The organism is Vibrio sp. 3-2(1), assembly GCF_963887575.1.
Taxonomy (GTDB): Bacteria; Pseudomonadota; Gammaproteobacteria; order Enterobacterales; family Vibrionaceae; genus Vibrio; species Vibrio anguillarum.
Window position 1 is genome coordinate 41,804 of the sequence record NZ_CAWPGB010000044.1, and the last position, 25,710, is coordinate 67,513.

The following is a 25,710-nucleotide window of genomic DNA, read 5'->3' on the forward strand; positions in this document are numbered from 1 at the left end:
TTTGACGACAATCCAAAGCAACAACTTTTAAGCTTTACTTATTGACCGAGTGATCTTGGTTTGATCTAGTGATGTTGGCGGCGCAGGTTATCCAAAATAATACCCGTAGCCATTGCTACGTTAAGTGACTCTGCTCCCCCGAAGGCGGGAATGGTGATTTTGTCGGTGACATATTGAGCCGCTTCGGCACGAATACCATGCGATTCACTGCCCATCAATAAAATCCCTTCTGCTGCAAATTTCGTATGATGTACGCTCTCACCTTCTAAAAAAGCCCCATAAACAGGTAGATTTGAACTCTGTAAATAAGCACTCAAATCCACTTGGCTCACCGTAACACGCCCAAAGCTACCCATGGTGGCACTGATGGTCTTGGGATTGTATGGATCGGCGCAATCGTGGCTAGCGACAATGTGTTTAATGCCATACCAATCAGCAACACGGATAATCGTCCCTAAATTACCGGGGTCAGAAACACCATCGAGAGCGATCATCAATCCTTTTGCTTCAGGCACCGTCACTTCGGGGATCTCAACGACGGCGATTGCCGCATTATTGCTCACCAAAGTGCTGGCTTTGGTTAAGTCATCTAATGTGGCCTCAATGCATTCAAAAACACTAAGCTCAACGCGGTTTTGTGCGATAAACTCCGCAGTGGCAAAAACCTGCTTTACCGTCAGTTGGCTGTTAATCAATTCCAACACGTTCTTTTCGCCTTGCACTAAAAACAGGCCATGAACCTTGCGCTGTTTCTTTTGGCCTAAAGCACGAAGTAGTTTCAGTTGGTTTTTTGAAATCATAAAATATCCGCAGTGAGGTAAGGTTGGCCTAGTAAAAACGCCGCATTATAGAGTAAAGGCCGTCAGAGCTAAAGCAGTGTAAGTCGAGTTTCAATACCATATGTTCAGTTACTAACAAACAAGGAAATCCATATGAAACGTTTTCTTCCCTCTTCCGTTATGTTAACCCCCTTTGTCGTCAAGCATTATGATCAACAAGATAGTGATCAACTTGAAGATGAGCATCATAAAGAGCCCAACGACAATGACACAAAAGAGAACGAAGAATCGAGCTAAAAGCTCAGGCATTAGTTTATAATCCACTCATTAAATAACTTTACAACCCATTTTTTGACGTTATTATCGCGACGCAAACGTTTTCCCAACCCGTACAATACTAAATAATGAGGGTTTTATGCTGCCTGATATTGAAATTTGCCGCGCCACTTCATTAACCTCCATAGAGGCTATCGCTAACAAAGCAGGATTCACCGCCAGCGAATTCCACAGCCAAGGCCGCTTTAAGGCGAAAATTTCATTAAGTTGCCTTGAACGTTTGCAAACACAAACGGTTGGGAAGTTAATCCTTGTGACTGCTATTACCCCAACGCCATTAGGGGAAGGAAAAACCGTCACGACCATCGGCCTATCACAAGGAATGGCAAAATTGGGTCATTCGGTGATGGCATGTATTCGTCAACCCTCAATGGGACCAATCTTTGGTGTTAAGGGCGGAGCCGCTGGCGGCGGTTATTCACAAGTGGCACCAATGGAAGAGCTCAATTTGCATCTCACTGGCGATATCCACGCCGTCACAGCCGCGCATAACCTAGCGGCAGCGGCGATAGATGCCCGGATCTATCACGAACAGCGCCTTGGTTATGACGATTTCGAGCAACGCACCGCAATGAAAGCACTGCGTATCGACTCGAATAATGTGGTTTGGAAGCGAGTGATGGATCACAACGATCGCGCACTGCGCATGGTTACCGTTGGCCGAAATGAAACGGATAAATCAATCAATGGCTTCGAACGTGAAGACGGTTTTGATATTTCAGCGGCTTCTGAGCTGATGGCGATTCTTGCCTTAGCCAAAAACTTAAACGATCTGCGCCAGCGGATTGGGCGGATTGTCGTCGCCTATAGCCACCATGGTACACCGATTACCACCGAAGATTTACAAGTCGCTGGGGCGATGGCTGTCAGTATGAAAGAGGCGATTGAACCTACATTAATGCAAACGTTAGAAGGCGTACCGACACTGATTCACGCCGGGCCTTTTGCCAATATCGCGCACGGTAACTCTTCTATTATCGCTGATGACATCGCCACAAGGTTAGCCGAATTTACTGTAACAGAAGGCGGCTTTGGCTCTGATATGGGATTTGAAAAGGCGTGCAATATTAAAGCAGCGACATCTGGGAAAGCGCCAGATTGCGCCGTTATCGTCACCACACTTCGCGGCTTAAAAGCGAACTCTGGTCTGTATGAATTGCGTCCCGGCCAGCCAGTTCCCGACACTCTATTTCAGCCAGACCATGCCGCGTTGGTGTCCGGTTTTGAAAATCTCAAATGGCATATTGAAAATGTGAGTAAGTATGGAATACCCGCCGTGGTTGCCATTAACCGCTTTCCACAAGACAGACAAGAAGAGCTTGAGCAGCTCGCAATGATGATTCACGCACTACCCTACCAGGTAGAGGTTGCACTGAGTGAAGGTTTTGCTCTTGGAGGCGAAGGGACGACTGAGCTTGCTTCCAAAGTCATTAAGCAGTGTCAAAAAGTGAGTACGTTCACACCGTTATACCAAGCACAGCAGACGATCGAAGATAAGATCAACGCCGTGGCGAAAAAGGGCTATGGCGCGGCAAGCGTCACTTTTAGTGATAAAGCACGACGTCAAATGCACAACATGCAAGAGCAAGGTTACGGGAAGCTTGCTGTCTGTTTGGCGAAGACGCCACTTTCAATTTCAACCAACGCTGCGATTAAAGGCGCACCAAAAGGTTTTGATGTACCGATCCGCGAATTAAAGCTCTGTGCGGGTGCTGGCTTTATCTATGCGCTATGCGGCAACGTGATGACCATGCCGGGCCTTCCTGAAAAACCCGCCTTCATGTATTTAGACATTGATTCTAAAGGAAATATCATCGGCCTAACCTGATATTATTGTTCGAAATTAACCTTTCTGAGCGCAAATCTTCGGGCTCAGAAAGGCTTTCTTCACGCTATTTGTTTTCTTTCTCTGTAATTTTTTGCGCTTTTCACCGTTCTTTACCAGTATCAATAAAAAATAAGTAAGGTCGGTTATGAAACGTTTTACTCCCTTTATATTCTCAATAGCGCTTATTGTGCCTATTCTGTTTTCGCTATTTAGCCAAGCAGAAACTCAGCCTAAAACCATGCCCAGCATTGGTAATCAGCAAATCGCGACATTAGCTGGGGGCTGTTTTTGGTGTACAGAATCTGATCTTGAAAAACTCAACGGTGTCATTAGCGTTGTCTCTGGTTATGCGGGTGGCAGCCTTGAAAATCCAACCTATAAACAAGTCTCATCAGGAAAATCGGGCCACATTGAAGTGATTCAAGTGACCTTTGATCCGCAAGTTGTCAGCTACGAAAATGTATTGGATCATTTTTTCCGCCACATTGATCCGACGGATGATCAAGGTTCGTTTGTTGATAGAGGCCCACAGTATCGGCCTGCCATTTTTTATCACAACAGTGAACAAAAGCAGACCGCGCAGCGTTTTATGCAAGAAATCGATGCGCTAGGGATCTTCAAAAAGCCGCTCAAAACAGAGCTGATTCAATATAGCCAATTTTGGCCTGCTGAAGAGTACCACCAAGACTTTTATAAAAAGAGCAAAGTACGTTACACCTACTACCGTCATGCTTCCGGACGTGACCAATATCTTGATACCATCTTCGGTAAAGATCGTAATGAGCATCCAAAAACCTTACGTCAATTGATCGAAGCGCAAAAAATGCAAAATAACGTTAAGGTATACACCAAACCTTCTAATGAAAAGATACGCGCCAAATTGACTGATTTGCAATATTACGTGACGCAAGAAGAAGGTACTGAACGCGCATTTAACAATGAGTATTGGGATAACAAAGCCGATGGTATTTATGTCGATGTAGTCAGCGGAGAGCCATTATTCTCTTCTACCGACAAATACCGTTCTGGTACAGGCTGGCCCAGTTTTACTCGGCCAATTAATGAAGCGTATATTGCGACCAAAAGCGATTCTCGGCTTTTTTATACCAGAACCGAAGTGCGCAGCCGTTTTGCAGATTCTCACCTAGGTCATGTCTTTGAGGATGGACCAGCACCAACTGGCTTACGCTACTGCATGAACTCTGCCGCGATGCGATTTGTACCAAAAGAGGCGATGCAAGCTGAAGGCTATGGCGAGTACTTGGTTCTGTTTAAATAAAATTTGGTTCTGTTTCAATAAGGCGTGCGTGGTAAAACGAAAAAGCCCTCGGCTTCACTTGCGAGGGCTTTTTTAGTTGATCAACGTTAATCGATGGACTCAACTGAGATTCGATTAATGTAAACCATGGAAAAATTCGGCGCGGGTGGCAGGGTTAGATTTAAAAATACCGCCTAATGCTGTGGTGGTCGTTTCACTGGTCGCATCCATAACACCACGTGACTTAACGCAGTAATGAGTGGCATCAATAGTGACTGCGACATCGTCTGAACCGAGTAAGGTTTGCAAAGCCACCAGAATCTGCTGTGTCATTCGCTCTTGAACTTGGGGGCGCTGAGCAAAAAAACGTACAATACGGTTAATCTTAGAAAGACCAATTATCTTGCCTCTTGGGATATACGCCACCGCGGCTTTACCATCGATAGTCACTAGGTGATGCTCACAGGTACTGGTTACGGTAATCTCTTTTACGCGCACCATTTCACTGACGTTCATCTTGTTTTCGATCACAGTAATTTTGGGGAAGTTTTGATAATCAAGGCCAGAAAACACTTCATCCACATACATTTTCGCAATTCGATGGGGCGTCTCTTCTAAACTGTCGTCGGTCAGGTCAAGACCGAGTAGTGTGAGGATCTCACGCATATGGTGTTCGATTTTTTCTTTCTTTTCTTCACGAGTAACCTCATTTGGACGCATAGGCGTTTCCAAACCTCGGCTCTCTAGCGCATCTTTGACCAACTTTGCTGATTCGCTAAGACCTAGCATTCCGATTCCTCTTACTTTTTACCCCTTTCGGATGGCAGACAAGGATACTCGGAATTTTGAATAATTACATCCATATTTTAAGGATGGTCATTATTGCCCGTAAGCAATGTATGATAAAGTCCTCGCAAAGAAAAAAGCTATAGGAACCGACCATGGGCTGTTGTGATTCACCGGGCTTAATGCCTATCGAACAAGCGTTAGAGACAATGCTAGCGAATATCAAACCCATCCAAACGACGCTGAAACTACCGCTAGCCGACGCGTTAGGCTATGTGTTGGCTGAAGAGTTACTCTCACCCATTTTTGTGCCGCCTTTCGATAACTCAGCGATGGATGGATACGCTATTCGATTAGCTGATCTGCAACAGTCAACCACCCTGCCGCTGGCTGGCAAATCTTTTGCCGGTCTTCCATTTGAAGGGCCGTGGCCAGCCAACAGTTGCGTGAGAATTATGACTGGCGCGAAAATTCCAGCTGGTTGCGACGCGGTGATCATGCAAGAGCAAACGACCGAAAACGAAAATGGTATCTGCTTTCTACAGCCGAATGCAAAGCCTCAGCAAAATATTCGCCCCACTGGTGATGACATCAAACAAGGCGATGTAGTGCTACATAAAGGGGCTCGCTTGACTTCGCGTGATATCCCAATGATTGCCACACTCGGCATCAGCCATGTGACCGTTTTTCGTAAACCCAAAGTGGCCTTTTTCTCAACTGGAGATGAGCTAAAACCACTCGGTGAACCTCTTGCTGAGGGGCAAATCTATGACAGCAATCGTTATGGCATTAAACCATTAATTGAGAATTTTGGTTGTGAAGCGATTGATCTTGGGATCATTGCTGATTGCCCTGCCACTTTAAAAGCTACCTTTGATAAAGCTCAACATTTGGCCGATGTGGTTATTACTTCTGGCGGCGTAAGTGTAGGCGAAGCTGACTATACCAAAGATATTTTGCAAGAACTCGGAGAAATCGGTTTTTGGAAACTGGCAATAAAACCGGGCAAACCGTTTGCATTTGGAACATTAGATCATGCTTGGTTCTGTGGCTTACCTGGCAACCCCGTTTCAGCCGTATTAACCCTATACGTCTTGGTGCAACCTATGCTGGCTAAATTGGCTGGACACACTCAGTGGAAAGCACCGGAGTCCATTCCAGCCATCACTAAAAATGCCTTTAAAAAATCACCGGGTCGTACTGACTACCAACGCGGTATTTACACAATTGAAAATGGCCAGTTTGTTGTTGAAACTACCGGAAACCAAAGTTCGGGGGCATTTCGTTCGATGAGCCTCGCCAACTGTTTTGTGGTGTTAGAGCAAGATCGTGGCCGAGTGGAGGTGGGCGAAACCGTCAATATCCAACTTTTTAATCCCAGCTTGTACTAAGGATCACTATGGAGATCCTATCTGATCAAGAGCTACTGCGCTACAACCGACAAATCATTCTCAAACAGTTTGATTTTGAAGGACAAGAAGCACTTAAACAAAGCTCTATTTTAATTCTTGGCGCAGGAGGATTGGGCTGCGCTGCAAGCCAATACCTTGCCACGGCAGGTGTTGGTTCACTCACGCTCATCGATGATGATGTGGTTGAGCTCTCTAATTTACAGCGCCAAGTGCTGCACAGCGATGCCGATATTGGACGTAAAAAAGTGGACTCAGCGGCAGAGTCACTGCGTATGCTTAACCCGTATTTAACGGTAAATACCGTTGATCAACGCCTTGAAGATGCACAATTGAAAGCATTAATTGAACAGCATTCTTTGGTGCTGGATGCATCAGATAACCTTGATACTCGTAACCAATTGAATAAACTCTGCTTTCAAACTAAAACACCACTGGTATCTGGTGCTGCGATTCGTATGGAAGGGCAAGTCAGCGTGTTTATGTATCAACACCCAGACGAGCCCTGTTACCAATGTTTAAGCGCTCTTTTTGGTAGTAACGTACTCACTTGCGTCGAAGCGGGCGTAATGGCTCCTGTCGTCGGGATTGTTGGCGCGGTACAAGCGATGGAAGCGATCAAAGTGATCGCTCAATATGGGCAGGTAAAACAAGGCAAAATTTTGATGTTGGACGCTCTTACAATGACGTGGAGAGAAATGAACTTGATCAAACTCGCTCACTGCCAGACTTGCCAGTAAATAGTAAATAGTAAATAAAAGACAAAGACTCAATAATGTCTTTCTCGTTCGTCCACCGCATCAGCCCACACAATAGGAGAGTTAAACTCATGTCACCACTCGTCTCCCCCCAATGGCTAGCACAAAAGTTAGGCGACCCGCGCACCGTTGTTCTTGATTGCAGTATTGAATTCCAAATTCCCAGTAAAACTGAGAAAGATACTCTGCATAACATTCCCGGCGCTCGCCGCTTTGATTATGATGGTGAATTTTGTGACCAACAATCGCCACTACCTCATATGATGCCTAGTGAAGAGCGCTTTAATCAATTAGCACAATCGATCGGTTTAAACCACGATTCGATCGTCGTTGTCTATGACAATAGCGGGACGTTTGCATCACCGAGGGCATGGTGGATGCTCAAAGCGATGGGACATGCGTCGGTATACGTTCTTGATGGTGGATTAACCGAATGGAAACGCCAAGGTTTACCCGTTGTAAAAGAGTACACACACGCCTTTAAACACGGAAACTTCCGTGGCACGCTCGATCCTCGCTATTTTGTGAACGCAGACTATGTGCTTGCACAAATAGAGAACCCAGAGAGCTTAACTGTTGATGCACGTTCACAAGCCCGTTTTTTGGGTCAAGTGAAAGAACCAAGAGAAGGCGTACGTAGCGGCCATATTCCTCACTCTATTTGCTTACCTTTTACAGAGTTGATGAATGGGCATAAGCTTAAATCACCGCAAGATCTACAACCTATTATTCAAGCAACGCTGACTGCTGGAAAAGAGCAATACATTTTCAGTTGTGGCTCAGGCGTAACCGCCTGCATTGTGCTGCTGGCTGCGCAAATTTGCGGCTACGAAAAACTGTGCGTTTACGATGGTTCGTGGACAGAATGGGGGCAGCGCACTGAGCTGCCTATTGAGCTTTAGTCTCTGAATCAAATCCCCACCATTGTGGGGATTTGATCATGTTTTACAAAGCGTGCTATTTCAACTCATCAGCCATTGCTTTGATCAATTCACCTGAAGGATCACCTGAAAGTTCCCATGTAAAAATTCCCCCTAGCTTCGCTGATTTTGCCCATTTGGCTTTGGCGCGCACTGAACGTTCATCTTCATACGAGATAAATACTTTCTTTTCTGCATTCCATAAATATGGTGCTTGCGATTCTTGATCGTAACCATATTGATACCCTTGTGCCGCGCGATAATTTTTCATCAAATCCCAGAACATGAAATAGCCATTTTCACCGGTCCCAAACGGCGCTCCCTGCTCAGACACAAGATCAGCCGTAGGCAAACCACCCTCATAATCTTGAGTGCCTTGCCAACCACGTCCATAAAACGCCGCGCCAATAACCAATTTCTCGCTTGGTATACCCAATTCGATCATTTGATTGATAAACACATCGGCTCCCATTCCCCACCAACTGCGATCCGTCGCATGTAAATTGGTTAAATGGCCCGTTTGCGTTCCCCAACCACCCAGAAAATCATAAGTCATCGCAAACATATTGGTTAAATAAGGGGATACGGCGGGCCAATCTATCTGAGCCGCTTTCGCTCCAACACCAACAGCAGTAGAAAGTTCATAGTGGCGAGCCGTCTTTTTACTCAACGCATCCAAATCAGCACGTAATGTTTTCATCAGCTCGGTATAGGCCTGTTTTTCTGCTTCTTTTTGTTCGTCGGTTAATTTCGTATCCGGATTCCAAGGCGAAGTAGTTAAACCGCCACCACCCGGATATTCCCAATCGATATCGATACCGTCAAAAAAGGCGTACTGCTCTATAAGTTCAACCGCTGTTTTGGAAAAATGCTTGATCGTAGCAGGATCTTTTATCATTGCGTGGAACGGTTCAGACATTGTCCAGCCGCCAAATGAAGGCAGAATCTTAAGCGTCGGATAGTCTTTCTTCATTTGTGCAAGTTGAGCGAAGTGACCTTTGTAAGGAACTGGTACATTGACTGCGCCAAACTCTTTTTCTAGTGCGGATTTAGTATCAACAACAATCGCACTAAATGGTGCTTTTCCTTCACATTGCTTAGCGATTTGCTTTTGTACGGTTTCACTGGCTCCAGAATGGGGGCCACACATACTCAAAAAGGCGTAAATAACATGAGTCAAGTTCTCTGCTGGAATATCTTTAACTGTGTAGGGGTTTTGCTCATTTTCATATTGCCAATCAGCAAAGTAGCCCGCCACGACGGGTTTGGTTGTCTCTGCGGTGGCGTTAAATGACGCAACAACGAGAAGGGCGATCATCAACTTGTTCATAAGTTTCTCCTTGGGTTTGCGTCAATACAGCAGAGAAATATATTTTAAGTTTCAAAATAATCAGCCAATGCGAGCCAAACTCAGATCTTAAAATCACGTTACAGTTATTGCAGATTAATTTATGAGCCTAAATTCACTAACCTGAATCCACTAACCAATGACGGTTTGTATCTGCTCATCTAAATTCAATACCGTTAACGCGTTGCTTACGCTGGTGGCAATCACATCAATTGCGCCGGTGCGTAGCGCCCCAAGCAGCGCTAAAGGTTTGCTGTTTTCAGCCGCGATAGCGATCACCTCAGCAATCGGTCGAAATTCGTCAATCCCTAAGCCAATCACACGATCGCTCATCACCGTATTGGCAGCTTTACCGTGGATATCAAAAAAATCATAACCAGCGAAATCCCCTACCACACCTTGCTGTAAACGCGACTGCACCACTTCATCGGCGGTAAACCAACCGAGGTCGACCATGTAGCTGTTTTCACTCATATCCCCAATACCCACTAACGCAATGTCTGCCTTACGTGCTAAATCTAAGGTTTGTTTGACGGTTGCATTTTGCATAAACGCTAATTTTTGTTCGCGATTTTCAGCATAGGCAGGCGCATAAAGCGTTTCAGAGCTTCCACCGTATTTTTTGGCCAGTTGCCGACAGATATGATCCGCATTAAACATCCCACCTCTTGGGTGAATGCCACCAATACTACAGACAAACTTACACTCTCGCGGTGTGATCACGCCAATATGATGCGCCACGGCCGATACATTTCGGCCTTGACCAACGGTCACAACCATGCCGTTTTTTAGCGTACTGGTCAGGTAATTGGAAACCAACCCCGCCACTTGTTGGCGCTGCAACTCTTCGCTAGGTTGGTCAAGTGCAACCAGCGCACGTTTTACGCCAAAGCGTTCAATCAGTCGCTGCTCAATTTTGGCGCTAAAAACAGGGTGATATTTCACCGTAATTTCGACAATCCCTTCATCGCGTGCCTGTTTAAGCATTCGCCCTACTTTGGCTCGTGAAAGAGAAAACTTTTTCGAGATCTCTTCTTGAGTTGCACCATCTTGGTAATAAGCCACTGAAATTTCAGTTAATAAGTCAGTATTTTCGATAGAAATGTCTTGATTGGGAGTGGTCATACGGGATCTCATGGTCAATATTGTGCGCAGAATAACGACAATTGAGCATTTGCTCATTGACCTAGCATAGGTTAAGCCCCATTTACTTTGCAACATTTGCTCACGGAAATTACATTTTCTCACTCTAATCAATGCGCAGTAACGTTCGCTTTCAACCCTTGATAAATCTAAGCAAACGATTATTTACCAGCACTCAGATTAATTCACAAAAAAATAGTTGATTGATATCACTATAACCCCAGAACGGCGATTGACTTTCCCAGTGGATAAGATAAATATGGCTACATCATTTACTCAACGATCGAGCAAATGTTCAGAGCAAATGTTCGGTCGCTGAAAATAATTGAGTTAGCTTCTCTGGCATGTGTAAGACATGGCTATGTGATTGCTAACCCGCTTGCAAATGCCCAGTAAACTCAAAATCTGGCTTGGCCCAAAGAAATAGGATGATCGATATGAGCAATAAATTAGAGCAACTTCGTAAAATGACGACTGTTGTTGCTGACACTGGTGAAATTGACGCAATCAAAAAATACCAACCAGAAGATGCGACCACTAACCCATCTCTCATTCTTAAAGCGGCTCAAATTGCAGAATACGCGCCACTGATTGATGCTTCTATCGCATACGCAAAAACACAGAGCTCAGACAAGGCTCAACAAGTTCAAGATACTTGTGACATGCTTGCTGTCAATATCGGTAAAGAGATCCTAAAAACGATTCCGGGCCGTATTTCTACCGAGGTCGATGCTCGCCTCTCTTATGATATGGAAGGTAGCGTGACAAAAGCGCGCCAACTGATCAAAATGTACAACGATGCTGGCATTACTAACGACCGTATTTTGATCAAGCTGGCTTCAACCTGGGAAGGTATTCGCGCAGCAGAGATCCTTGAAAAAGAAGGCATCAACTGTAACCTGACTCTATTATTCTCCTTTGCTCAAGCACGCGCGTGTGCAGAAGCAGGCGTATTCCTTATTTCTCCATTCGTCGGCCGTATTATGGATTGGTATAAAGCCAAAGAAGGCCGTGATTTTGCACCGCAAGAAGATCCTGGTGTATTGTCCGTGACTGCTATTTACAATTACTACAAAGAACATGGCTACAAGACAGTCGTGATGGGCGCAAGCTTCCGTAATATCGGTGAAATTTTAGAGTTAGCAGGCTGTGATCGTTTGACTATTGCCCCTTCTTTACTGGCAGAACTCGAAGCAGCTGAAGGTGAAGTGGTTGAAAAACTGGTTGACTCTCAAGGTAACAAAGAACGCCCTGCAGCAATGACCCATGCAGAGTTCCTATGGGAACATAACCAAGACCCAATGGCCGTAGAAAAATTAGCGGAAGGCATCCGTAACTTTGCCATTGACCAAGGCAAACTTGAAGTCATGATTGCAGCCAAGTTGTAATCCACTTACGAATTAAAATTTGGGGAACGATTAACGTTCCCCTTTCCTTTCTAACTCTATTATTTGTCGGTAATTATTATGGAACGTAAACAATTAGCCAATGCCATCCGTGCTCTTAGTATGGACGGTGTTCAACAAGCTAACTCTGGTCACCCTGGTGCACCGATGGGTATGGCGGATATCGCTGAAGTGCTTTGGCGTAGCCACTTAAACCATAACCCACAAAACCCACAATGGGCTGACCGCGACCGTTTTGTGCTGTCAAACGGCCACGGCTCAATGCTGATTTACTCTTTATTGCACCTGAGCGGTTACGCGCTGTCGATTGATGATTTGAAAAACTTCCGTCAATTGCACTCAAAAACACCAGGTCACCCAGAATACGGTTACGCGCCGGGCATTGAAACCACCACGGGCCCACTAGGCCAAGGTATTACCAATGCGGTCGGCATGGCGATGGCTGAAAAAGCACTGGCGGCGCAGTTCAACAAACCGGGTCACGACATCGTTGACCACTTCACTTATGTGTTCATGGGTGATGGTTGTTTGATGGAAGGCATCTCGCACGAGGCGTGTTCTCTGGCGGGCACTCTGGGCCTTGGCAAACTGATTGCGTTTTGGGATGACAACGGCATCTCTATCGATGGTCATGTGGAAGGCTGGTTCTCTGATGACACGCCAAAACGTTTTGAAGCGTACGGCTGGCATGTTATTGCTGCGGTTGATGGCCATAACGCTGAAGCGATTAATGCCGCGATTGAGGCTGCGAAAGCTGACCCTCGTCCAACCTTGATTTGCACCAAAACCATCATCGGTTTTGGCTCGCCAAACAAAGCGGGCTCACACGACTGTCACGGTGCCCCTTTAGGCGCTGAAGAAATCAAAGCAGCGCGTGAATTCCTGGGTTGGCCGCATGCACCTTTCCACATCCCTGCCGACATTTACGCGCAGTGGGATGCCAAAGAAGCTGGCCAAGCGAAAGAAACCGATTGGAACGCCAAGTTTGAAGCCTACGCCGCCGCTTACCCAGCCGAAGCCGTTGAGTTTAAACGCCGCGTAAATGGCGAGTTGCCAGCAGAATGGGAAGCGAAAGCGAGTCAAATTATTGCTGACCTTCAAGCTAACCCAGCCAATATTGCGTCACGCAAAGCGTCACAAAATGCGCTGGAAGCGTTTGGTAAAATGCTGCCAGAATTTATGGGCGGCTCGGCGGACTTGGCACCGTCTAACCTCACCATGTGGTCGGGCTCTCAATCGCTCACGGCGGAAGATTTCTCGGGTAACTACATTCACTATGGTGTGCGTGAATTCGGTATGACTGCCATCATGAATGGTATCGCGCTGCACGGTGGCTTCGTTCCTTACGGCGCAACCTTCCTGATGTTTATGGAATACGCCCGTAATGCAATGCGAATGGCCGCGCTGATGAAGATTCAGAACATTCAAGTGTACACGCACGACTCTATCGGGTTGGGTGAAGATGGTCCAACCCATCAACCGGTTGAGCAAATCGCATCTCTGCGTCTAACACCAAACATGAGCACATGGCGTCCATGTGACCAAGTGGAATCAGCCGTCGCATGGAAGTTGGCGATTGAGCGTAAAGATGGCCCATCAGCGCTGATTTTCTCTCGTCAAAACCTCGCGCAGCAGCCACGCAGCGAAACGCAAGTTGCCGATATCGCGAAAGGTGGTTACATCCTGAAAGAGTGTGCAGGCCAGCCTGAGCTGATCCTGATTGCCACTGGCTCAGAAGTTGAACTGGCGGTGAAAGCCGCAGAGCAACTTACAGCCGAAGGTAAGAAAGTGCGCGTAGTTTCGATGCCATCCACCGATGCGTTTGATAAGCAAGATGCTGCCTACCGTGAAGCAGTTCTGCCATCGGCAGTCACCAAGCGTATCGCGATTGAAGCAGGTATCGCGGATTTCTGGTACAAGTACGTTGGTTTTGGCGGCAAGATCATCGGTATGACGACGTTTGGCGAGTCAGCACCGGCGGATCAACTGTTCAAAATGTTCGGTTTTACAGCTGAAAACGTGGTGAAACAAGCGCAAGAGCTGCTTGCTTAAGTCGTTTAATTTTTAATGCAAAAGCCCAGCGAGTCATTCGCTGGGCTTTTTTGATCTTGTCGCGTGTGAAAAGAGATACATCACTTAAAAGGCACGCCACCAAAAGGCATAACTTAATTATTGGAAACAATAAATAACACTTCCACACGACGGTTACATGCTTTACCTGCATTGGTTTTATTCGTACAAGCCGGAACGTATTCACCATATCCACGGGTAAAAATAGAGTCCATCGCCACATTACTTTTCACTAAAGTGCTTTTTACCGCTTTAGCACGGCGTTCAGACAAACCATCATTAAAGGTTGGCGCTCCAGTACTGTCCGTATGGCCATCAATCACAATATCAATGCCGGGTTCTGAGGCTAAATAACGCCCCATCATAGTAAGCCAGTCACCAGAGCCAGAGGAGACGGTGGACGAGCCCGTTTCAAATTTCACCGTATCTTTCAATTTAACCATAATGTGGTTACCCGGGAGAACCTCGTAATCAACGCCATTCTTCAATAAAAAACTTTGCAAAGAATCATAGCTACTCACGCGCTGCTGTCCCATCGGGCCTTGAACACCTGTTGAAGCAATCTTCGGCGCATAGCCCCATTCAGGGTAGAGCACGTCAAAATCACCTTTTGGCGCTGCATCCAATAGATTGTCGCTAAACATTCGATCTGCGGTGGCTAATGTTCCACACCCCGTTAACAACATCAATAACGGTAAGGCTAAATACTTCATTCAAGCATCACTCCATTCTCTTACTACCTAAACTGTATCGGCCAAGACTGTAAAACTTTATATATATTTGGTAGCAATTTCGTGGTTGTTTCTGTTTTCCTTGTCACGGTAAGCCGTTAGAATTCAAGTATTCTTTTTTAACTCAATACTCGTTATGAAAAAAAACACACGCTATTGGTTGGCTCTCATCACAACACTACTGATTCTAGCAGGCTGCGGTGACAACACTACGCCACAAAAAGGGAAACAATATGATGAGCTTCCCGTAAGTCTTGCAACATACCGCCTGCCAGCCGTCACGGAAGTGTTTTCGCTGACTTGCGGACACTGTCGTTCAATGGAAAAGGTCATCCCAGAGCTAGAGAAAATAACAGGCGAAACATTTGGTAAACTGCATGTCACCTTTAACGAAGGCGCACAGATTGGAGCCATGATTTACTATTCAGCCGTGATGCAACTGGGAGCAATTCCCGATCATGCCATGATGGAACAGCTATTTTCGGTCGTGCAAATGGATGAAGAAGTAACGTTAAGTGAGCGTAAAGAAGCGATTGATTTGGCCTTCAGCCAACGAGGGCTAATCAGCCCGTATTCGTTAGATGATGAGCAGCAAAAACAGTTATTCCAAGAGATTCAGCTCGCTGATGATATTTCAGTGAAAGGCCAAATCAATGCCGTTCCAACCTTTATTGTGAAAGGCAAATATTTAGTCATCACCTCCGGTCATAAAGATGTAGCAGATATCGCGAATACCATCTCATATTTATTGACTCACCCCTAATCCACAAGGCTTTAAAAATATGTCTAAATTTGTATTTCCAATTATTATTTTTTTACTGGCTGGCTTTTTCATCTATCGTACGTGGAATAACCACAAAATTGCCGATGAAAACTTTGCTAAAGGCCAAGCGTTTTTGGCTGAAAATACTCAGCAAGATGGCGTGATAACAACCGAAAGTGGCCTACAATATCTCGTACTCCAACAAGGTACTGGCACCATTCATCCGAAAGCCAACAGTCGTGTAAAAGTGCATTATCACGGTACTTTACTTGACGGTTCGGTGTTTGATAGCTCAGTTGAACGTAACGACCCGATTGTGTTTGGTTTGAAGCAGGTGATTCAAGGCTGGCAGGAAGGTCTACAACTGATGGTGGAAGGACAAAAAATGCGCCTGTTCATACCCAGTAATTTAGGTTATGGCAAAAGTGGCAGCGGCCCTATCCCACCTGCATCCGTACTGATTTTTGATGTGGAATTAATTGAAATCCAGTAAAGCGGTGTTGAGCCGCATTACGCGGCTCTATTCTTGAGAAGGGACTGGATAAAACACCAGTTTTCCTTCCTCTACCATCACACAATCCATTCCTCCAGCGTGAGCGGCTTGTTTACCCAAATGAGTATCTTCAAACACCACACAATGCTTAGGTTCGAGATCTAATAAAAAGGCTGCACGCAAAAATGTATCTGGATTCGGTTTATGGTTTTCAACATCAGACGCCGTTACTACAGCATCAAAGCGATTTAATAGCCCAGACTTTTTAAGCAATGCGAGTGCACTTTGCCTTTGGCTTCCTGTCCCAACCGCAAGCTTCTTTTTACCATAAAACTGCTCAACAACTTCATGAGTACAAGAAATTACCTCGCCACTATTTTCGATAGAAGAAAATGCCGCCATTTTAAATTGAGCGACCAGCTCTGGCACCAATTTGAGATCGTGCAGCTTATTGATTTGTGAAACGATTTTAGCGCTAGGCATGCCACCTAAACTGTGCAACCACTGTTCTGAGAATGGGAAACGAAAATGTCGCGCTGTTTTTGACCAAGCCTCTAAATGCGCTGGCATGGTGTCAAGCAACGTACCATCCATATCAAAAATAAGTCCTTGGTAATTTTCTAATTCAATCATGTTTACAGAGCGCCTCTAACAAATTCTATGGGAATCAACAAAATAAAAGTTCCAATATTGTGTCACGATAATGAATGTAATTTATATTTTTGCGTTCATTGATATACGCTTCATTTAATCCTAACATTCTAATTAAACATACTAATAATTACATTTTCATCAATTATTGTCATTTTACTTAGGTGTATAATCTCATGAGTATCAAACAAAAATTATATTCACTGGGTGCTATTGCGGTTATCGGGGTTCTGGTAATGTTAGCCACTACCACACATTTTTCCCAAACCACCGAAACGCTCAATCAAGCCATTAACTTAGTCGATAAACTTGAAATTAGACTGCTCAATTTGCGGCGCAATGAGAAAGATTTTCTTCTGCGAAGCGACGTGAAATACCTTGAAACCTTTAAAAAAAACAGCACTCTTTTTTTAGATCTGGAACAGCAACTTTCCCTCATCCTGTTAGATCGAGATCTCCCCTCTAGTAGCCAACTCCGACAAGATCTTTTGGCTTATAAACAAGGTTTTGAAAAATTGGTGCAGGCTTATAGCCTATACGGATTAAATGAAAAATCCGGCCTTTTAGCCACTTACTTACAAGCATTGGAAACCATAAAACCTAATGCTGATGATGCATTACTTTTAGAGCTGATGGCGTTTGATCAAAGCGTGCAGGTTGGAGAGCTGCAAAACAGCACAGTGACTAACCGTTTTCCGGCATTAGCACAGGCCGCCCAACAGCTTGCCGATCAGAAAAAAGTGATTGGTTTGAAATATAATCAAGGGCTACTTGGTGAAGTACGTAACCTTTCTCATAATGTTGAACAACAGTTTGTCACCTTTTCTGAAGTGTTAAATAAAGAGATTACAAGTATTGAGCAAGAACTTAACTATGTGAAGCAAGGGCTCAGTGCGTTAGTGATCGTGCTAATCCTTGGCTTTATTCTCCAAATAGCGCGCTCCATTAACGTGCAAGTGAGTAAGTTGTTGTCAGTGATGCAAATGATTTCAAACAGCAACAACATCAGTTTGCGTGTTGAGCTGACTGGCCGCAACGAGCTGGTATCGATCGCAACTTACTTTAATATCTTACTCGATAAGTTCGAAACTCTTATCGCTGGCTCTCAAACAAAGTCTCACCAGCTATCGAACAGTACATCAAGTATGCATAACGAATTAGAAGATGTGATTGAACAGTTTCACGTTCAGGCTGACCACACCACGACAATGGCAACGGCCGTTCAAGAAATGGTGTCCACCATCAGCGAAATTTCAGAAAGTACTAGTGTAGCGGTAGAAGGTGTACACAAAGCCGCGCACAATGCTCAGCAAGGGCGTTTGGTGGTGGAATCAACGGTAAAAAATGTCGATGAACTCTCACGAACATTGGAAAAAAGTCAAATATCCATCGCCTCATTGAACAAGCATGTCGAACAAATTGGCGGTGCTGTTAACATCATTCAAGGTATCGCAGAGCAGACCAATTTACTGGCATTAAATGCCGCGATTGAAGCCGCTCGCGCCGGAGAACAAGGCAGAGGCTTTGCTGTGGTCGCCGATGAAGTCCGCGCACTTGCCAGCCGCACGCATCAGTCAACGGAAGAGATCACCAATGTCGTTTCTGCAATTCAAAGCCAAATGAGCACCGTTGTCACTGATATTGCACAATGCAATACTCAAGGCCATGCGACGCTAACGGCTTCAGGAGAACTGGATAATAGTTTACGTCAGATTCTCTCTGACATGGAAATGATACAAAGTAACTCTGAGCGAATCGCCTCTGCAATTGAAGAACAAGGCATTGTGATGAACCAAGTCAGTGAATCGATCACCGAACTTAACTCTATCTCTGATAATAATATGCACTCAGCTAAACAGTGTTTGATTGAAGTCGATATCGTTTCCAAACAAGCAAACGACATGGACAACGCGGTCGCCGAATTCCAGACTCAGAAATCCGTCAGTTAGCCAATGTATAGAGATAAAATATAGCGAGAGTTAGTGAAAAGGGTCTAGAGTTAGACCCTTTTATTCATGTTTGCTTAAAGCATAACAAGATGTGGATTACTTTTGTATTCCTTCAACATAGAGTTCCATATCGACGTAGCTTGAAGCGCCCATTACTGCAATATTGAAATCCGCGAGTTCGATACGTGTTGTCCCCGAAAAACCAGCGCGTTGGCCACCCCATGGGTCTTTACCTGCACCAATAAATTCTGCATCAATAGTAATGGGTTTGGTTTGACCATGCAGGGTAAGATCACCGAGCACTTCTAGTTTACCATTCCCTTTATCAACCACTTGAGTACTGGTAAACGTGGCTTGTGAATATTTTGATGCATCAATGAAATCAGCACTACGAATATGTTTATCACGTTCAGCATGGTTACTGTCCAAGCTGCGAGTATCCACATTAACTTTCACTTTTGAGCTTGCAAGGTCGTTAGGATCGTAGGAAAACTCACCATCAAACTTGTTAAAGCGGCCCTTGGTAAAGCTATAACCAAGATGGCTGACTTTAAAGTTAATTGAAGCATGCGCACCTTTGGTATCTATAACATAGTCAGCAGCGTTTGCACCTAGTGGCATGAGTGTTGCGAAAGCCAATCCAGTAGCAAGTAACGTTTTCTTCATTTAGAAGCTCCTATCATTTTTCGTAGCGTATCGTCTTTATCAATAAAATGGTGCTTGAGTGCGGCAACAGCGTGCACGCCTGCTAAAATAATCAGCGTCCAAGCTGCGTAAAAGTGAACCGTACCAGAGAGATCGGCTTGTCCTTCAAACAACAAGCCCATACTTGGTACAGTAAACCAATTGAAAACATCAATCCCTCGGCCATCTTCTGTTGAGATCAAATAGCCTGATACAAACAGCGTCATCAATAATAAATACATTAATCCGTGCGCCGCTTTAGCCGCAATGCGCTCATAGTGGCCGCCACCAATGGCAGGAGAGACACTCACCAACTTCCATAGTATGCGGAACAGGGTGACCGCGAGCAGCAACAAACCGACAGATTTATGCCAATGTGGCGCGGTGTTATACCATTGACTGTAATAGGTTAACTCAACCATCCAGATCCCAGCACCAAACATACCGATGATAACGAGTGCGGATAACCAATGGATAAGACGCGTGACTAAGTTGTAATTTTTAACTTCAGTTGTCATAAATTTTCTAAACCAGCAAGTGAAACAGCAACAAAGTGAATTGAATCTATATTCTAGCCTAAATTATTAACACAGTATTTACCATACTTTACATTGTGGACATACTTTAGTATTGATTGAGTTATTCGAAAAAACTGAAGGAACTTATTGTGGATATAGATAACCACGACTTAGGCTCAAACAACTTGAAACAACGGTAGCTTCAAATCATAAGGGTTTAACACCTGTAGAATGCTCGTATTAGAAGAATAGTGTGAAAGATCAAGAACTCGCCATTTGCTGCTCGTGCTTGTTGATAACTGTGGTAATCTTGCTTGGCTTTATTAAAGGAGAACAACGAGTTGCTACTGGACATACTCACGCAAAGCGTCAACGAATTTCAAGCTGACTGCCTAAAACTTTGTGAAAAGCACTACCCCACCATACACAACCAAGGAATGAGTGAACATCACTTAGGGCTGGCTTTTGCTCGCAGGTTGGCTCGTACACTCAGTGAATTTGGACACCCATGCCACTATTCTGTTATTGAATCAATCCCTCAGCGAGACATGCCACACCATTACCGAGTGAGCAGTGATGCAGGAACAGTATGGATCCTGACTCACCATATGGTCAGTGCTGGTAAAACCTGTCGAGAAAAGTTGATGCAAGACATTGCGCAGTGGAAATATGAGTACGCTTACGCGATTCAACCGAATGATTTATTGTTATTACTGACCGATCACTGGATCAGTCGTAGCCAAAAAAGTCGCGAGTTACTTCATTGGTGGACAGGGCAATTACCCGATGAAATAGATCAATACCTCGCACAAGGTATCACGCTGTATGAAAGTGACTCATTGCTAACTCAATCTTTAGAGAACCGTTTTCAAATTAGCCCTTGTTATATTAAATTTAGCCATCCTTTAAAACGCTCTAAAAACCAGCAACTAGTCCGAAAGTACATTCAATTATATGCCGTATTACAATGGGCGTAACGTAAACAAACCGCCCTCATTTTCTTCCAAGTTCTAGATTTTATATTACCCTCTTCATTGGGCTGTCTTCTGATTTAGCACACACTCAATCAATTGAGCCTGCCACATCACATTCACTAAATAATTCAATATTTGTGACGCTGTTTTGACAACCCACAAATTTTCATCTTAGCCAAAGGTACAATTGACAAAGGTCAAGGTGAGTCAATAATATGGCATGGCATATTGGCGCTCGGATGCTTCAAGCAAAAATTAATGATTAGGATGTCGAAAATTGTATGCTTTTAACTAACAAAACTCAGTTTTCAAAATGCATGTCTCTGGATTCCGATGGCCAGTTTATTGCTCATTACCAACATCTTGTGCTGCGAAGCGTTTTCCAGCCGATATTCTCGCGGGATAACCGTATTGTGGGCGTTGAAGCCCTAGTGAGAATAACCGCCAATGGCAGCACGACCATTCGCCCCGATTGTTTTTTCCATTCCGACACTATTAATCCCATCGACAAACTTAACGTAGAAAGACTCAGCCGAGTTATCCACATCCGAAACTATGCCCTTTCCGAATATCGTCAATGCCAATTATTTCTAAACTTACTGCCTGTCGCAGGTGAATTGTTTGCCATCAGCGACATCAACAAAGCATTGCTATGCGATCGCCTCAAAGAACTGCATATAGAACATAATCAACTGGTCATGGAATTGATTGAAATCGATTCAGAAAATGAAAGCAAGCTGCAATGCGCAACGCAAAGTCTGGCTGCAAATGGTTTTAAAATTGCCATTGATGATTTTGGTACTCAAGCCTCAACACCACAACGGGTTCATTTGGTGACGCCTGATATCATCAAATTTGATCGAAGCTTATTACTCAAATATATGCAAGGTGATTGTGACCCACTTATGGATGGCATTACCCTTGCGAAACAGAATGGTTCCAATACCGTTGTAGAAGGCATCGAAACCCAAGCGCAACTCGAAGCAATGCAAAAACTCGATATTGATATGTTTCAAGGCTATTTTTTAGCTATGCCGGAAGCGATAGTACCAGCCATTAAGATGGCCATTTAATCGCGATATTCTTTACATGCGCGTAGCACCCCAACTTTACTGCTACTTTCAAGGTTCACTCACTGTTTTCCTAGCGACAACATCAGGTTATTTAACTGTATGACATAGCGTGATGTTTAATAAGAAAAGGAAATAAGCTCTTGGGTATAAGGGTGCTGAGGATTGAGAAACAGCTGTTGCGTTTCCCCTTGCTCAACGACTTCACCTTGTTTCATCACCATAGTGTAATGGCATAATGATTTCACCACATGTAAATCATGGCTAATGAACAAGTACGTTAACCCATATTTTTGTTGCAGCGATTTAAGCAGATCCAACACTTGGGCTTGAATCGTACGATCTAAAGAAGAAGTTGGTTCATCAAGTAAAATGAACTCAGGTTTAAGCACCAATGCCCGAGCAATCGCGATACGTTGTCGTTGCCCACCTGAAAACTCATTGGGATAACGGTAGCGAGTGGCCGGGTCGAGTTCAACTTCTCGCATCACATCACAAATCATTCGTTCAACAGTTTGTCGATCATAACGGCTATGAACCTCTAACCCTTCACCAATAATCTGCGCCACCGACATTCTCGGATTCAGTGCTGAAAATGGATCTTGAAAAACGACTTGCATCTTGCTGCGATAAGGTAACATAGCTTTCCTATCTAACCCTTGCAGCTCATTATTGTCGTAACAAATAGAGCCTTCCGAATGGACTAATTTTAGTATCGCCATACCAGTGGTCGATTTACCCGAACCGCTCTCGCCAACAATTCCTAATGAATGTCCTCTTTTAAGCTTAAACTGCATGTCGGTGACAGCTTTAATATGCGAGACCGTGCGCTTGAATAAGCCGCCAGTGATGGGAAACCAGACTTTGAGATGCTGAAGCTGCACTAGAATTGGGTTGTCAGGGTTTACGTCAACGGGCAAACCTCGAGGATCGGATTCAATCAATTTTTTGGTATAAGAGTGAGAGGGGGATGAGAACAGCGTTTTGGCATCATTCACCTCGATCACTTGCCCATTTTGCATCACTGCAACGCGATCAGCGATACGCTTAACAATACTGAGATCATGAGTAATGAACAACATGGCCATACCCAGTTCTTGTTGCAGGTTTTTAAGTAGATCTAATATTTGCGCCTGCACAGAAACATCCAGTGCCGTGGTTGGCTCATCAGCAATCAGTAATTCAGGCTCATTGATCAAAGCCATCGCAATCATGACTCGCTGGCGTTCTCCCCCAGAAAGTTCATGTGGATAAGCATTAATCTTAATTTCTGGCGATCGAATACCCACTTTTTCTAACCATGCAATGGCCAACTGACGTGCTTTGCTGCCTCTTAGTCCTCGATGAATCTCCACAACTTCGATTAACTGTTTACCAACTTTGTGCAGAGGGTTGAGTGAGACCATTGGCTCTTGGAAAATCATACCAATCCGCCCACCTCGTATACCTCTTAATTGCCTCTCGCTACAGTTCAACGTATTGATACCATCAAAAAAGATCTCCCCTTGCAAATAGTGGGCAGCACTTTTCGGTAACAACTTCAAAATGGCATTCGCCGTCACTGATTTACCAGAACCACTTTCCCCCACCAACGCTAAAGTTTCCCCTGCGGAGAGAGAAAGTGACACCGCTTTAATCACAGGTTCAATATTGTTTTTTTGACCAAACCCGACCGAAAGATTTTGGATAGAGAGTACGGTTTTACTCATCATCTTCTCCCTGTCGAATGCGGGTCAAAGGCATCGCGTACAGCTTCGCCGATAAAGACCAATAATGTCAGCATTAACGAGAGCACCACAAATGCTGAAATACCTAACCATGGAGCTTGTAAATTGGCTTTCCCTTGCGCCAATAATTCGCCCAAAGAGGGCGATCCGACTGGCAAGCCAAAACCGAGAAAATCTAAGGATGTTAAAGTCGTAACTGAGCCTGAAAGAATAAAGGGCATCATGGTTAAAGAAGCCACCATCGCGTTAGGTAGCATGTGGCGAAGCATAATGCGGCGATCACTCACACCCATCGCTTGCGCAGCCCGCACATAATCAAAATTACGACAGCGTAAAAACTCCGCTCTCACCACGCCCACTAAACTCATCCAACTAAAAAGCACCATAATACCAAGCAACCACCAAAAATTCGGTTCGACGAAACTCGATAAAATGATCAGCAGAAAAAGCGTTGGCATCCCTGACCAAACTTCAATAAAACGTTGCCCAAGTAAATCAAGCCAACCGCCATAATAACCTTGAGTGGCACCAACGATAACGCCTATCACTGACGAGACGAGTGTTAATACAAAGCCAAACAAAACCGAAATACGAAACCCGTAAATAATACGAGCCAGCACATCGCGCCCTTTATCATCAGTACCAAGCCAGTTCACTGAATCTGGCGCTGACGGCACTGCATTATTGATATTAAAGTTGATGGTGTCGTAACTAAATGGGATCAATGGCCAAACAATAAAGCCTTTTTGTTCAATCAGATCGATGACGTAAGGATCGGTATAATCCGCTTCGGTTTCAAACTCACCACCAAAACGAGTTTCTGCATATTGTTGAAAGGTGGGGAAAAACCACTGCTGATCGTACTCAACCAAAAGGGGTTTATCATTTGCAATCAGCTCAGCAAATAGGCTCACCACAAATAAAAGCGTAAACAACCATAGTGAATAAAAACCGCGCCGATTGGACTTAAAACCGTGCCAGCGCAATACGTTTAATGGGTTGGACAGCCTTTTTTTTACCATCATGAACGAGCCTCAAAGTCGATTCGAGGATCAACCCAAATATAGGTCAAATCGGAAATGATGCTGAGGACTAATCCAAGTAACGTCATGATGTATAAAGAACTAAACACTACAGGATAATCCCGTTGAATGGTCGATTCAAAACCAAGTAGCCCTATACCTTCCAGTGAAAACATCACTTCAATCAGCATCGAACCGGTGAAAAATATGCTGATAAAAGCACTCGGAAAACCGGCAATAATAATCAGCATCGCATTACGAAAAACGTGCTGATAAAGAATACGTCCTTCATCCAGTCCTTTTGCTCGAGCCGTCACCACATACTGTTTGTTGATCTCATCAAGAAATGAGTTTTTCGTTAGCATACTCAAAGTGGCAAACCCACCGATCACCATTGCAAAGATGGGCAAAGCCAAATGCCAAAAATAGTCGCCAATTTGTTGATACCAAGTCAGATCAGCAAAATTATTTGATACTAAACCACGCAGTGGGAACCAGCTGAAATAATTTCCACTGGCAAAAATAATGATCAAAATAATCGCAAACAAGAAGCCCGGAATAGCGTAACCGATGATAACCACTGCGCTTGACCATACATCAAACCTTGAGCCATGGTGAATGGCTTTTAAAATTCCGAGAGGAATGGAGATAAGGTAGATGATCAGCGTACTCCACAGCCCTAAAGAGATCGAAACGGGTAAACGCTCAGTGATCAAATCAATAACATTGCCTCCTTTGAATAAGCTGTCACCAAAATTAAAGGTTGCGTAATTTTTTAGCATTTCAAAATAACGGACATGAAGAGGCTTATCGAAACCAAACTGTTTTTTTATCGCTTCGACTACCTCGGGGTCTAAACCTCGGGAACCTTTATATCCTCCAGTGTTAGCCGACAGCGACATATCCACCTCTTGGCCGCCTCCAGTAAATCGCTCCATAATTCCGTCACCATGCCCTTCCATTTGTGCAATCGCTTGCTCAACTGGGCCTCCAGGGGCAATTTGGATGATAAAAAAATTAATGGTAATAATCGCCCACAGCGTGGGCACAACGAGCAGCAATCTGCGGAAAATATAAGCAGTCATTG

The 25,710-nt window shown here is 44.5% G+C and carries 24 protein-coding genes; 13 read left to right on the forward strand and 11 right to left on the reverse strand.

Annotated elements, in window-relative coordinates; translation table 11 throughout:
- Window positions 1–65 precede the first annotated feature (65 nt).
- Window positions 66–800: an RNA methyltransferase gene (locus AACQ79_RS13295; RefSeq protein ID WP_170899208.1), complete on the reverse strand. Its 735-nt coding sequence runs from the start codon at window positions 798–800 to the stop codon at window positions 66–68.
- Between the two features lie 132 nt (window positions 801–932).
- On the opposite strand from AACQ79_RS13295, the gene AACQ79_RS13300 reads away from it, so the two are divergent.
- The 3 genes from AACQ79_RS13300 (at window position 933) to msrB (ending at window position 4,222) form a co-directional block, all read left to right on the forward strand.
- Window positions 933–1,076, forward strand: a complete 144-nt coding sequence (locus tag AACQ79_RS13300) for a hypothetical protein (protein ID WP_017045534.1) — start codon at window positions 933–935, stop codon at window positions 1,074–1,076.
- A gap of 118 nt (window positions 1,077–1,194) precedes the next feature.
- Window positions 1,195–2,943: a formate--tetrahydrofolate ligase gene (locus AACQ79_RS13305; protein ID WP_170899209.1), complete on the forward strand. Its 1,749-nt coding sequence runs from the start codon at window positions 1,195–1,197 to the stop codon at window positions 2,941–2,943.
- A 145-nt stretch (window positions 2,944–3,088) separates the two neighbouring features.
- Window positions 3,089–4,222, forward strand: a complete 1,134-nt coding sequence (msrB, locus tag AACQ79_RS13310; protein ID WP_013867837.1) for a peptide-methionine (R)-S-oxide reductase MsrB — start codon at window positions 3,089–3,091, stop codon at window positions 4,220–4,222.
- A gap of 114 nt (window positions 4,223–4,336) precedes the next feature.
- On the opposite strand, the gene folE is transcribed toward msrB, so the two are convergent.
- On the reverse strand, window positions 4,337–4,990 hold the full coding sequence (gene folE / locus AACQ79_RS13315) for a GTP cyclohydrolase I FolE (protein WP_013867838.1): 654 nt from the start codon (window positions 4,988–4,990) through the stop codon (window positions 4,337–4,339).
- Window positions 4,991–5,142: 152 nt separating this feature from the next.
- On the opposite strand from folE, the gene moeA reads away from it, so the two are divergent.
- Genes moeA through AACQ79_RS13330 form a run of 3 tightly spaced genes read left to right on the forward strand, consistent with a single transcriptional unit; the run spans window position 5,143 to window position 8,056 of the window.
- Entirely contained in the window at window positions 5,143–6,378 is a 1,236-nt protein-coding gene (gene moeA / locus AACQ79_RS13320) for a molybdopterin molybdotransferase MoeA (RefSeq protein WP_017046934.1), read from the forward strand.
- 8 nt (window positions 6,379–6,386) lie between these two features.
- On the forward strand, window positions 6,387–7,136 hold the full coding sequence (gene moeB, locus AACQ79_RS13325; protein ID WP_096037093.1) for a molybdopterin-synthase adenylyltransferase MoeB: 750 nt from the start codon (window positions 6,387–6,389) through the stop codon (window positions 7,134–7,136).
- 35 nt (window positions 7,137–7,171) lie between these two features.
- Entirely contained in the window at window positions 7,172–8,056 is an 885-nt protein-coding gene (locus AACQ79_RS13330; RefSeq protein ID WP_170899210.1) for a sulfurtransferase, read from the forward strand.
- Window positions 8,057–8,111: 55 nt separating this feature from the next.
- Here the strand turns inward: AACQ79_RS13330 and AACQ79_RS13335 are convergent, their stop codons facing one another.
- Window positions 8,112–9,392, reverse strand: a complete 1,281-nt coding sequence (locus AACQ79_RS13335; RefSeq protein ID WP_441351189.1) for a glycoside hydrolase family 18 protein — start codon at window positions 9,390–9,392, stop codon at window positions 8,112–8,114.
- A 162-nt stretch (window positions 9,393–9,554) separates the two neighbouring features.
- Entirely contained in the window at window positions 9,555–10,547 is a 993-nt protein-coding gene (locus AACQ79_RS13340; RefSeq protein WP_013867843.1) for a sugar-binding transcriptional regulator, read from the reverse strand.
- Between the two features lie 455 nt (window positions 10,548–11,002).
- Between AACQ79_RS13340 and tal the strand changes: the two genes are divergently transcribed.
- Together tal and tkt are read left to right on the forward strand one after the other, a co-directional pair.
- Window positions 11,003–11,953: a transaldolase gene (gene tal / locus AACQ79_RS13345; RefSeq protein WP_026027792.1), complete on the forward strand. Its 951-nt coding sequence runs from the start codon at window positions 11,003–11,005 to the stop codon at window positions 11,951–11,953.
- Window positions 11,954–12,028: 75 nt separating this feature from the next.
- Entirely contained in the window at window positions 12,029–14,023 is a 1,995-nt protein-coding gene (tkt, locus tag AACQ79_RS13350) for a transketolase (protein WP_170899281.1), read from the forward strand.
- Between the two features lie 113 nt (window positions 14,024–14,136).
- Here tkt and AACQ79_RS13355 read toward each other — a convergent pair whose 3' ends face one another.
- On the reverse strand, window positions 14,137–14,754 hold the full coding sequence (locus AACQ79_RS13355; RefSeq protein ID WP_170899211.1) for an OmpA family protein: 618 nt from the start codon (window positions 14,752–14,754) through the stop codon (window positions 14,137–14,139).
- A gap of 154 nt (window positions 14,755–14,908) precedes the next feature.
- Between AACQ79_RS13355 and AACQ79_RS13360 the strand changes: the two genes are divergently transcribed.
- Both AACQ79_RS13360 and AACQ79_RS13365 read left to right on the forward strand, forming a co-directional pair.
- Complete coding sequence (locus AACQ79_RS13360) at window positions 14,909–15,535, forward strand: thiol:disulfide interchange protein DsbA/DsbL (RefSeq protein WP_105976952.1); 627 nt, start codon at window positions 14,909–14,911, stop codon at window positions 15,533–15,535.
- A gap of 19 nt (window positions 15,536–15,554) precedes the next feature.
- Window positions 15,555–16,028 (forward strand): FKBP-type peptidyl-prolyl cis-trans isomerase, encoded by a 474-nt coding sequence (locus AACQ79_RS13365; protein WP_064626184.1) that lies wholly within the window; start codon window positions 15,555–15,557, stop codon window positions 16,026–16,028.
- A 27-nt stretch (window positions 16,029–16,055) separates the two neighbouring features.
- Here the strand turns inward: AACQ79_RS13365 and AACQ79_RS13370 are convergent, their stop codons facing one another.
- The gene (locus tag AACQ79_RS13370) at window positions 16,056–16,661 is read right to left on the reverse strand and encodes a beta-phosphoglucomutase family hydrolase (protein WP_013867849.1); all 606 of its coding nucleotides are present in this window, start codon (window positions 16,659–16,661) and stop codon (window positions 16,056–16,058) included.
- Window positions 16,662–16,855: 194 nt separating this feature from the next.
- Here AACQ79_RS13370 and AACQ79_RS13375 point away from each other — a divergent pair, with 194 nt between their 5' ends.
- Window positions 16,856–18,628, forward strand: coding sequence for a methyl-accepting chemotaxis protein (locus tag AACQ79_RS13375; protein ID WP_029189765.1), 1,773 nt, complete (start codon window positions 16,856–16,858; stop codon window positions 18,626–18,628).
- Between the two features lie 96 nt (window positions 18,629–18,724).
- Here AACQ79_RS13375 and AACQ79_RS13380 read toward each other — a convergent pair whose 3' ends face one another.
- Together AACQ79_RS13380 and AACQ79_RS13385 are read right to left on the reverse strand one after the other, a co-directional pair.
- The gene (locus AACQ79_RS13380) at window positions 18,725–19,294 is read right to left on the reverse strand and encodes a YceI family protein (RefSeq protein ID WP_013867851.1); all 570 of its coding nucleotides are present in this window, start codon (window positions 19,292–19,294) and stop codon (window positions 18,725–18,727) included.
- The gene (locus tag AACQ79_RS13385; protein WP_017047204.1) at window positions 19,291–19,830 is read right to left on the reverse strand and encodes a cytochrome b; all 540 of its coding nucleotides are present in this window, start codon (window positions 19,828–19,830) and stop codon (window positions 19,291–19,293) included. The genes AACQ79_RS13380 and AACQ79_RS13385 overlap by 4 nt, the downstream gene beginning before the upstream one ends.
- Window positions 19,831–20,171: 341 nt before the next feature.
- On the opposite strand from AACQ79_RS13385, the gene AACQ79_RS13390 reads away from it, so the two are divergent.
- Together AACQ79_RS13390 and AACQ79_RS13395 are read left to right on the forward strand one after the other, a co-directional pair.
- Window positions 20,172–20,807 (forward strand): hypothetical protein, encoded by a 636-nt coding sequence (locus AACQ79_RS13390; protein ID WP_026029124.1) that lies wholly within the window; start codon window positions 20,172–20,174, stop codon window positions 20,805–20,807.
- Window positions 20,808–21,085: 278 nt separating this feature from the next.
- On the forward strand, window positions 21,086–21,877 hold the full coding sequence (locus AACQ79_RS13395) for an EAL domain-containing protein (RefSeq protein WP_094163402.1): 792 nt from the start codon (window positions 21,086–21,088) through the stop codon (window positions 21,875–21,877).
- A gap of 116 nt (window positions 21,878–21,993) precedes the next feature.
- Here AACQ79_RS13395 and AACQ79_RS13400 read toward each other — a convergent pair whose 3' ends face one another.
- Genes AACQ79_RS13400 through AACQ79_RS13410 form a run of 3 tightly spaced genes read right to left on the reverse strand, consistent with a single transcriptional unit; the run spans window position 21,994 to window position 25,708 of the window.
- Complete coding sequence (locus AACQ79_RS13400; protein WP_096037100.1) at window positions 21,994–23,586, reverse strand: ABC transporter ATP-binding protein; 1,593 nt, start codon at window positions 23,584–23,586, stop codon at window positions 21,994–21,996.
- On the reverse strand, window positions 23,583–24,626 hold the full coding sequence (locus AACQ79_RS13405) for an ABC transporter permease (protein ID WP_017046433.1): 1,044 nt from the start codon (window positions 24,624–24,626) through the stop codon (window positions 23,583–23,585). Before AACQ79_RS13405 ends, AACQ79_RS13400 begins: the two co-directional genes overlap by 4 nt.
- Window positions 24,623–25,708, reverse strand: coding sequence for a microcin C ABC transporter permease YejB (locus AACQ79_RS13410; protein ID WP_013867858.1), 1,086 nt, complete (start codon window positions 25,706–25,708; stop codon window positions 24,623–24,625). The genes AACQ79_RS13405 and AACQ79_RS13410 overlap by 4 nt, the downstream gene beginning before the upstream one ends.
- Between the last annotated feature and the right edge of the window lie 2 nt (window positions 25,709–25,710).

Bases quoted from the DNA above. Each gene is read 5' to 3' on its own strand.
- AACQ79_RS13355 (WP_170899211.1), bottom strand. From the start codon at position 14,754: ATGAAGTATTTAGCCTTACCGTTATTGATGTTGTTAACGGGGTGTGGA.
- moeA (WP_017046934.1), top strand. From the start codon at position 5,143: ATGGGCTGTTGTGATTCACCGGGCTTAATGCCTATCGAACAAGCGTTA.
- AACQ79_RS13360 (WP_105976952.1), top strand. From the start codon at position 14,909: ATGAAAAAAAACACACGCTATTGGTTGGCTCTCATCACAACACTACTG.
- AACQ79_RS13365 (WP_064626184.1), top strand. From the start codon at position 15,555: ATGTCTAAATTTGTATTTCCAATTATTATTTTTTTACTGGCTGGCTTT.
- AACQ79_RS13300 (WP_017045534.1), top strand. From the start codon at position 933: ATGAAACGTTTTCTTCCCTCTTCCGTTATGTTAACCCCCTTTGTCGTC.
- AACQ79_RS13295 (WP_170899208.1), bottom strand. From the start codon at position 800: ATGATTTCAAAAAACCAACTGAAACTACTTCGTGCTTTAGGCCAAAAG.
- msrB (WP_013867837.1), top strand. From the start codon at position 3,089: ATGAAACGTTTTACTCCCTTTATATTCTCAATAGCGCTTATTGTGCCT.
- AACQ79_RS13410 (WP_013867858.1), bottom strand. From the start codon at position 25,708: ATGACTGCTTATATTTTCCGCAGATTGCTGCTCGTTGTGCCCACGCTG.
- moeB (WP_096037093.1), top strand. From the start codon at position 6,387: ATGGAGATCCTATCTGATCAAGAGCTACTGCGCTACAACCGACAAATC.
- AACQ79_RS13370 (WP_013867849.1), bottom strand. From the start codon at position 16,661: ATGATTGAATTAGAAAATTACCAAGGACTTATTTTTGATATGGATGGT.
- folE (WP_013867838.1), bottom strand. From the start codon at position 4,990: ATGCTAGGTCTTAGCGAATCAGCAAAGTTGGTCAAAGATGCGCTAGAG.
- AACQ79_RS13385 (WP_017047204.1), bottom strand. From the start codon at position 19,830: ATGACAACTGAAGTTAAAAATTACAACTTAGTCACGCGTCTTATCCAT.
- AACQ79_RS13395 (WP_094163402.1), top strand. From the start codon at position 21,086: ATGCTTTTAACTAACAAAACTCAGTTTTCAAAATGCATGTCTCTGGAT.
- AACQ79_RS13400 (WP_096037100.1), bottom strand. From the start codon at position 23,586: ATGATGAGTAAAACCGTACTCTCTATCCAAAATCTTTCGGTCGGGTTT.
- AACQ79_RS13305 (WP_170899209.1), top strand. From the start codon at position 1,195: ATGCTGCCTGATATTGAAATTTGCCGCGCCACTTCATTAACCTCCATA.
- AACQ79_RS13340 (WP_013867843.1), bottom strand. From the start codon at position 10,547: ATGACCACTCCCAATCAAGACATTTCTATCGAAAATACTGACTTATTA.
- AACQ79_RS13330 (WP_170899210.1), top strand. From the start codon at position 7,172: ATGTCTTTCTCGTTCGTCCACCGCATCAGCCCACACAATAGGAGAGTT.
- AACQ79_RS13375 (WP_029189765.1), top strand. From the start codon at position 16,856: ATGAGTATCAAACAAAAATTATATTCACTGGGTGCTATTGCGGTTATC.
- tal (WP_026027792.1), top strand. From the start codon at position 11,003: ATGAGCAATAAATTAGAGCAACTTCGTAAAATGACGACTGTTGTTGCT.
- AACQ79_RS13335 (WP_441351189.1), bottom strand. From the start codon at position 9,392: ATGATCGCCCTTCTCGTTGTTGCGTCATTTAACGCCACCGCAGAGACA.
- AACQ79_RS13405 (WP_017046433.1), bottom strand. From the start codon at position 24,626: ATGATGGTAAAAAAAAGGCTGTCCAACCCATTAAACGTATTGCGCTGG.
- AACQ79_RS13380 (WP_013867851.1), bottom strand. From the start codon at position 19,294: ATGAAGAAAACGTTACTTGCTACTGGATTGGCTTTCGCAACACTCATG.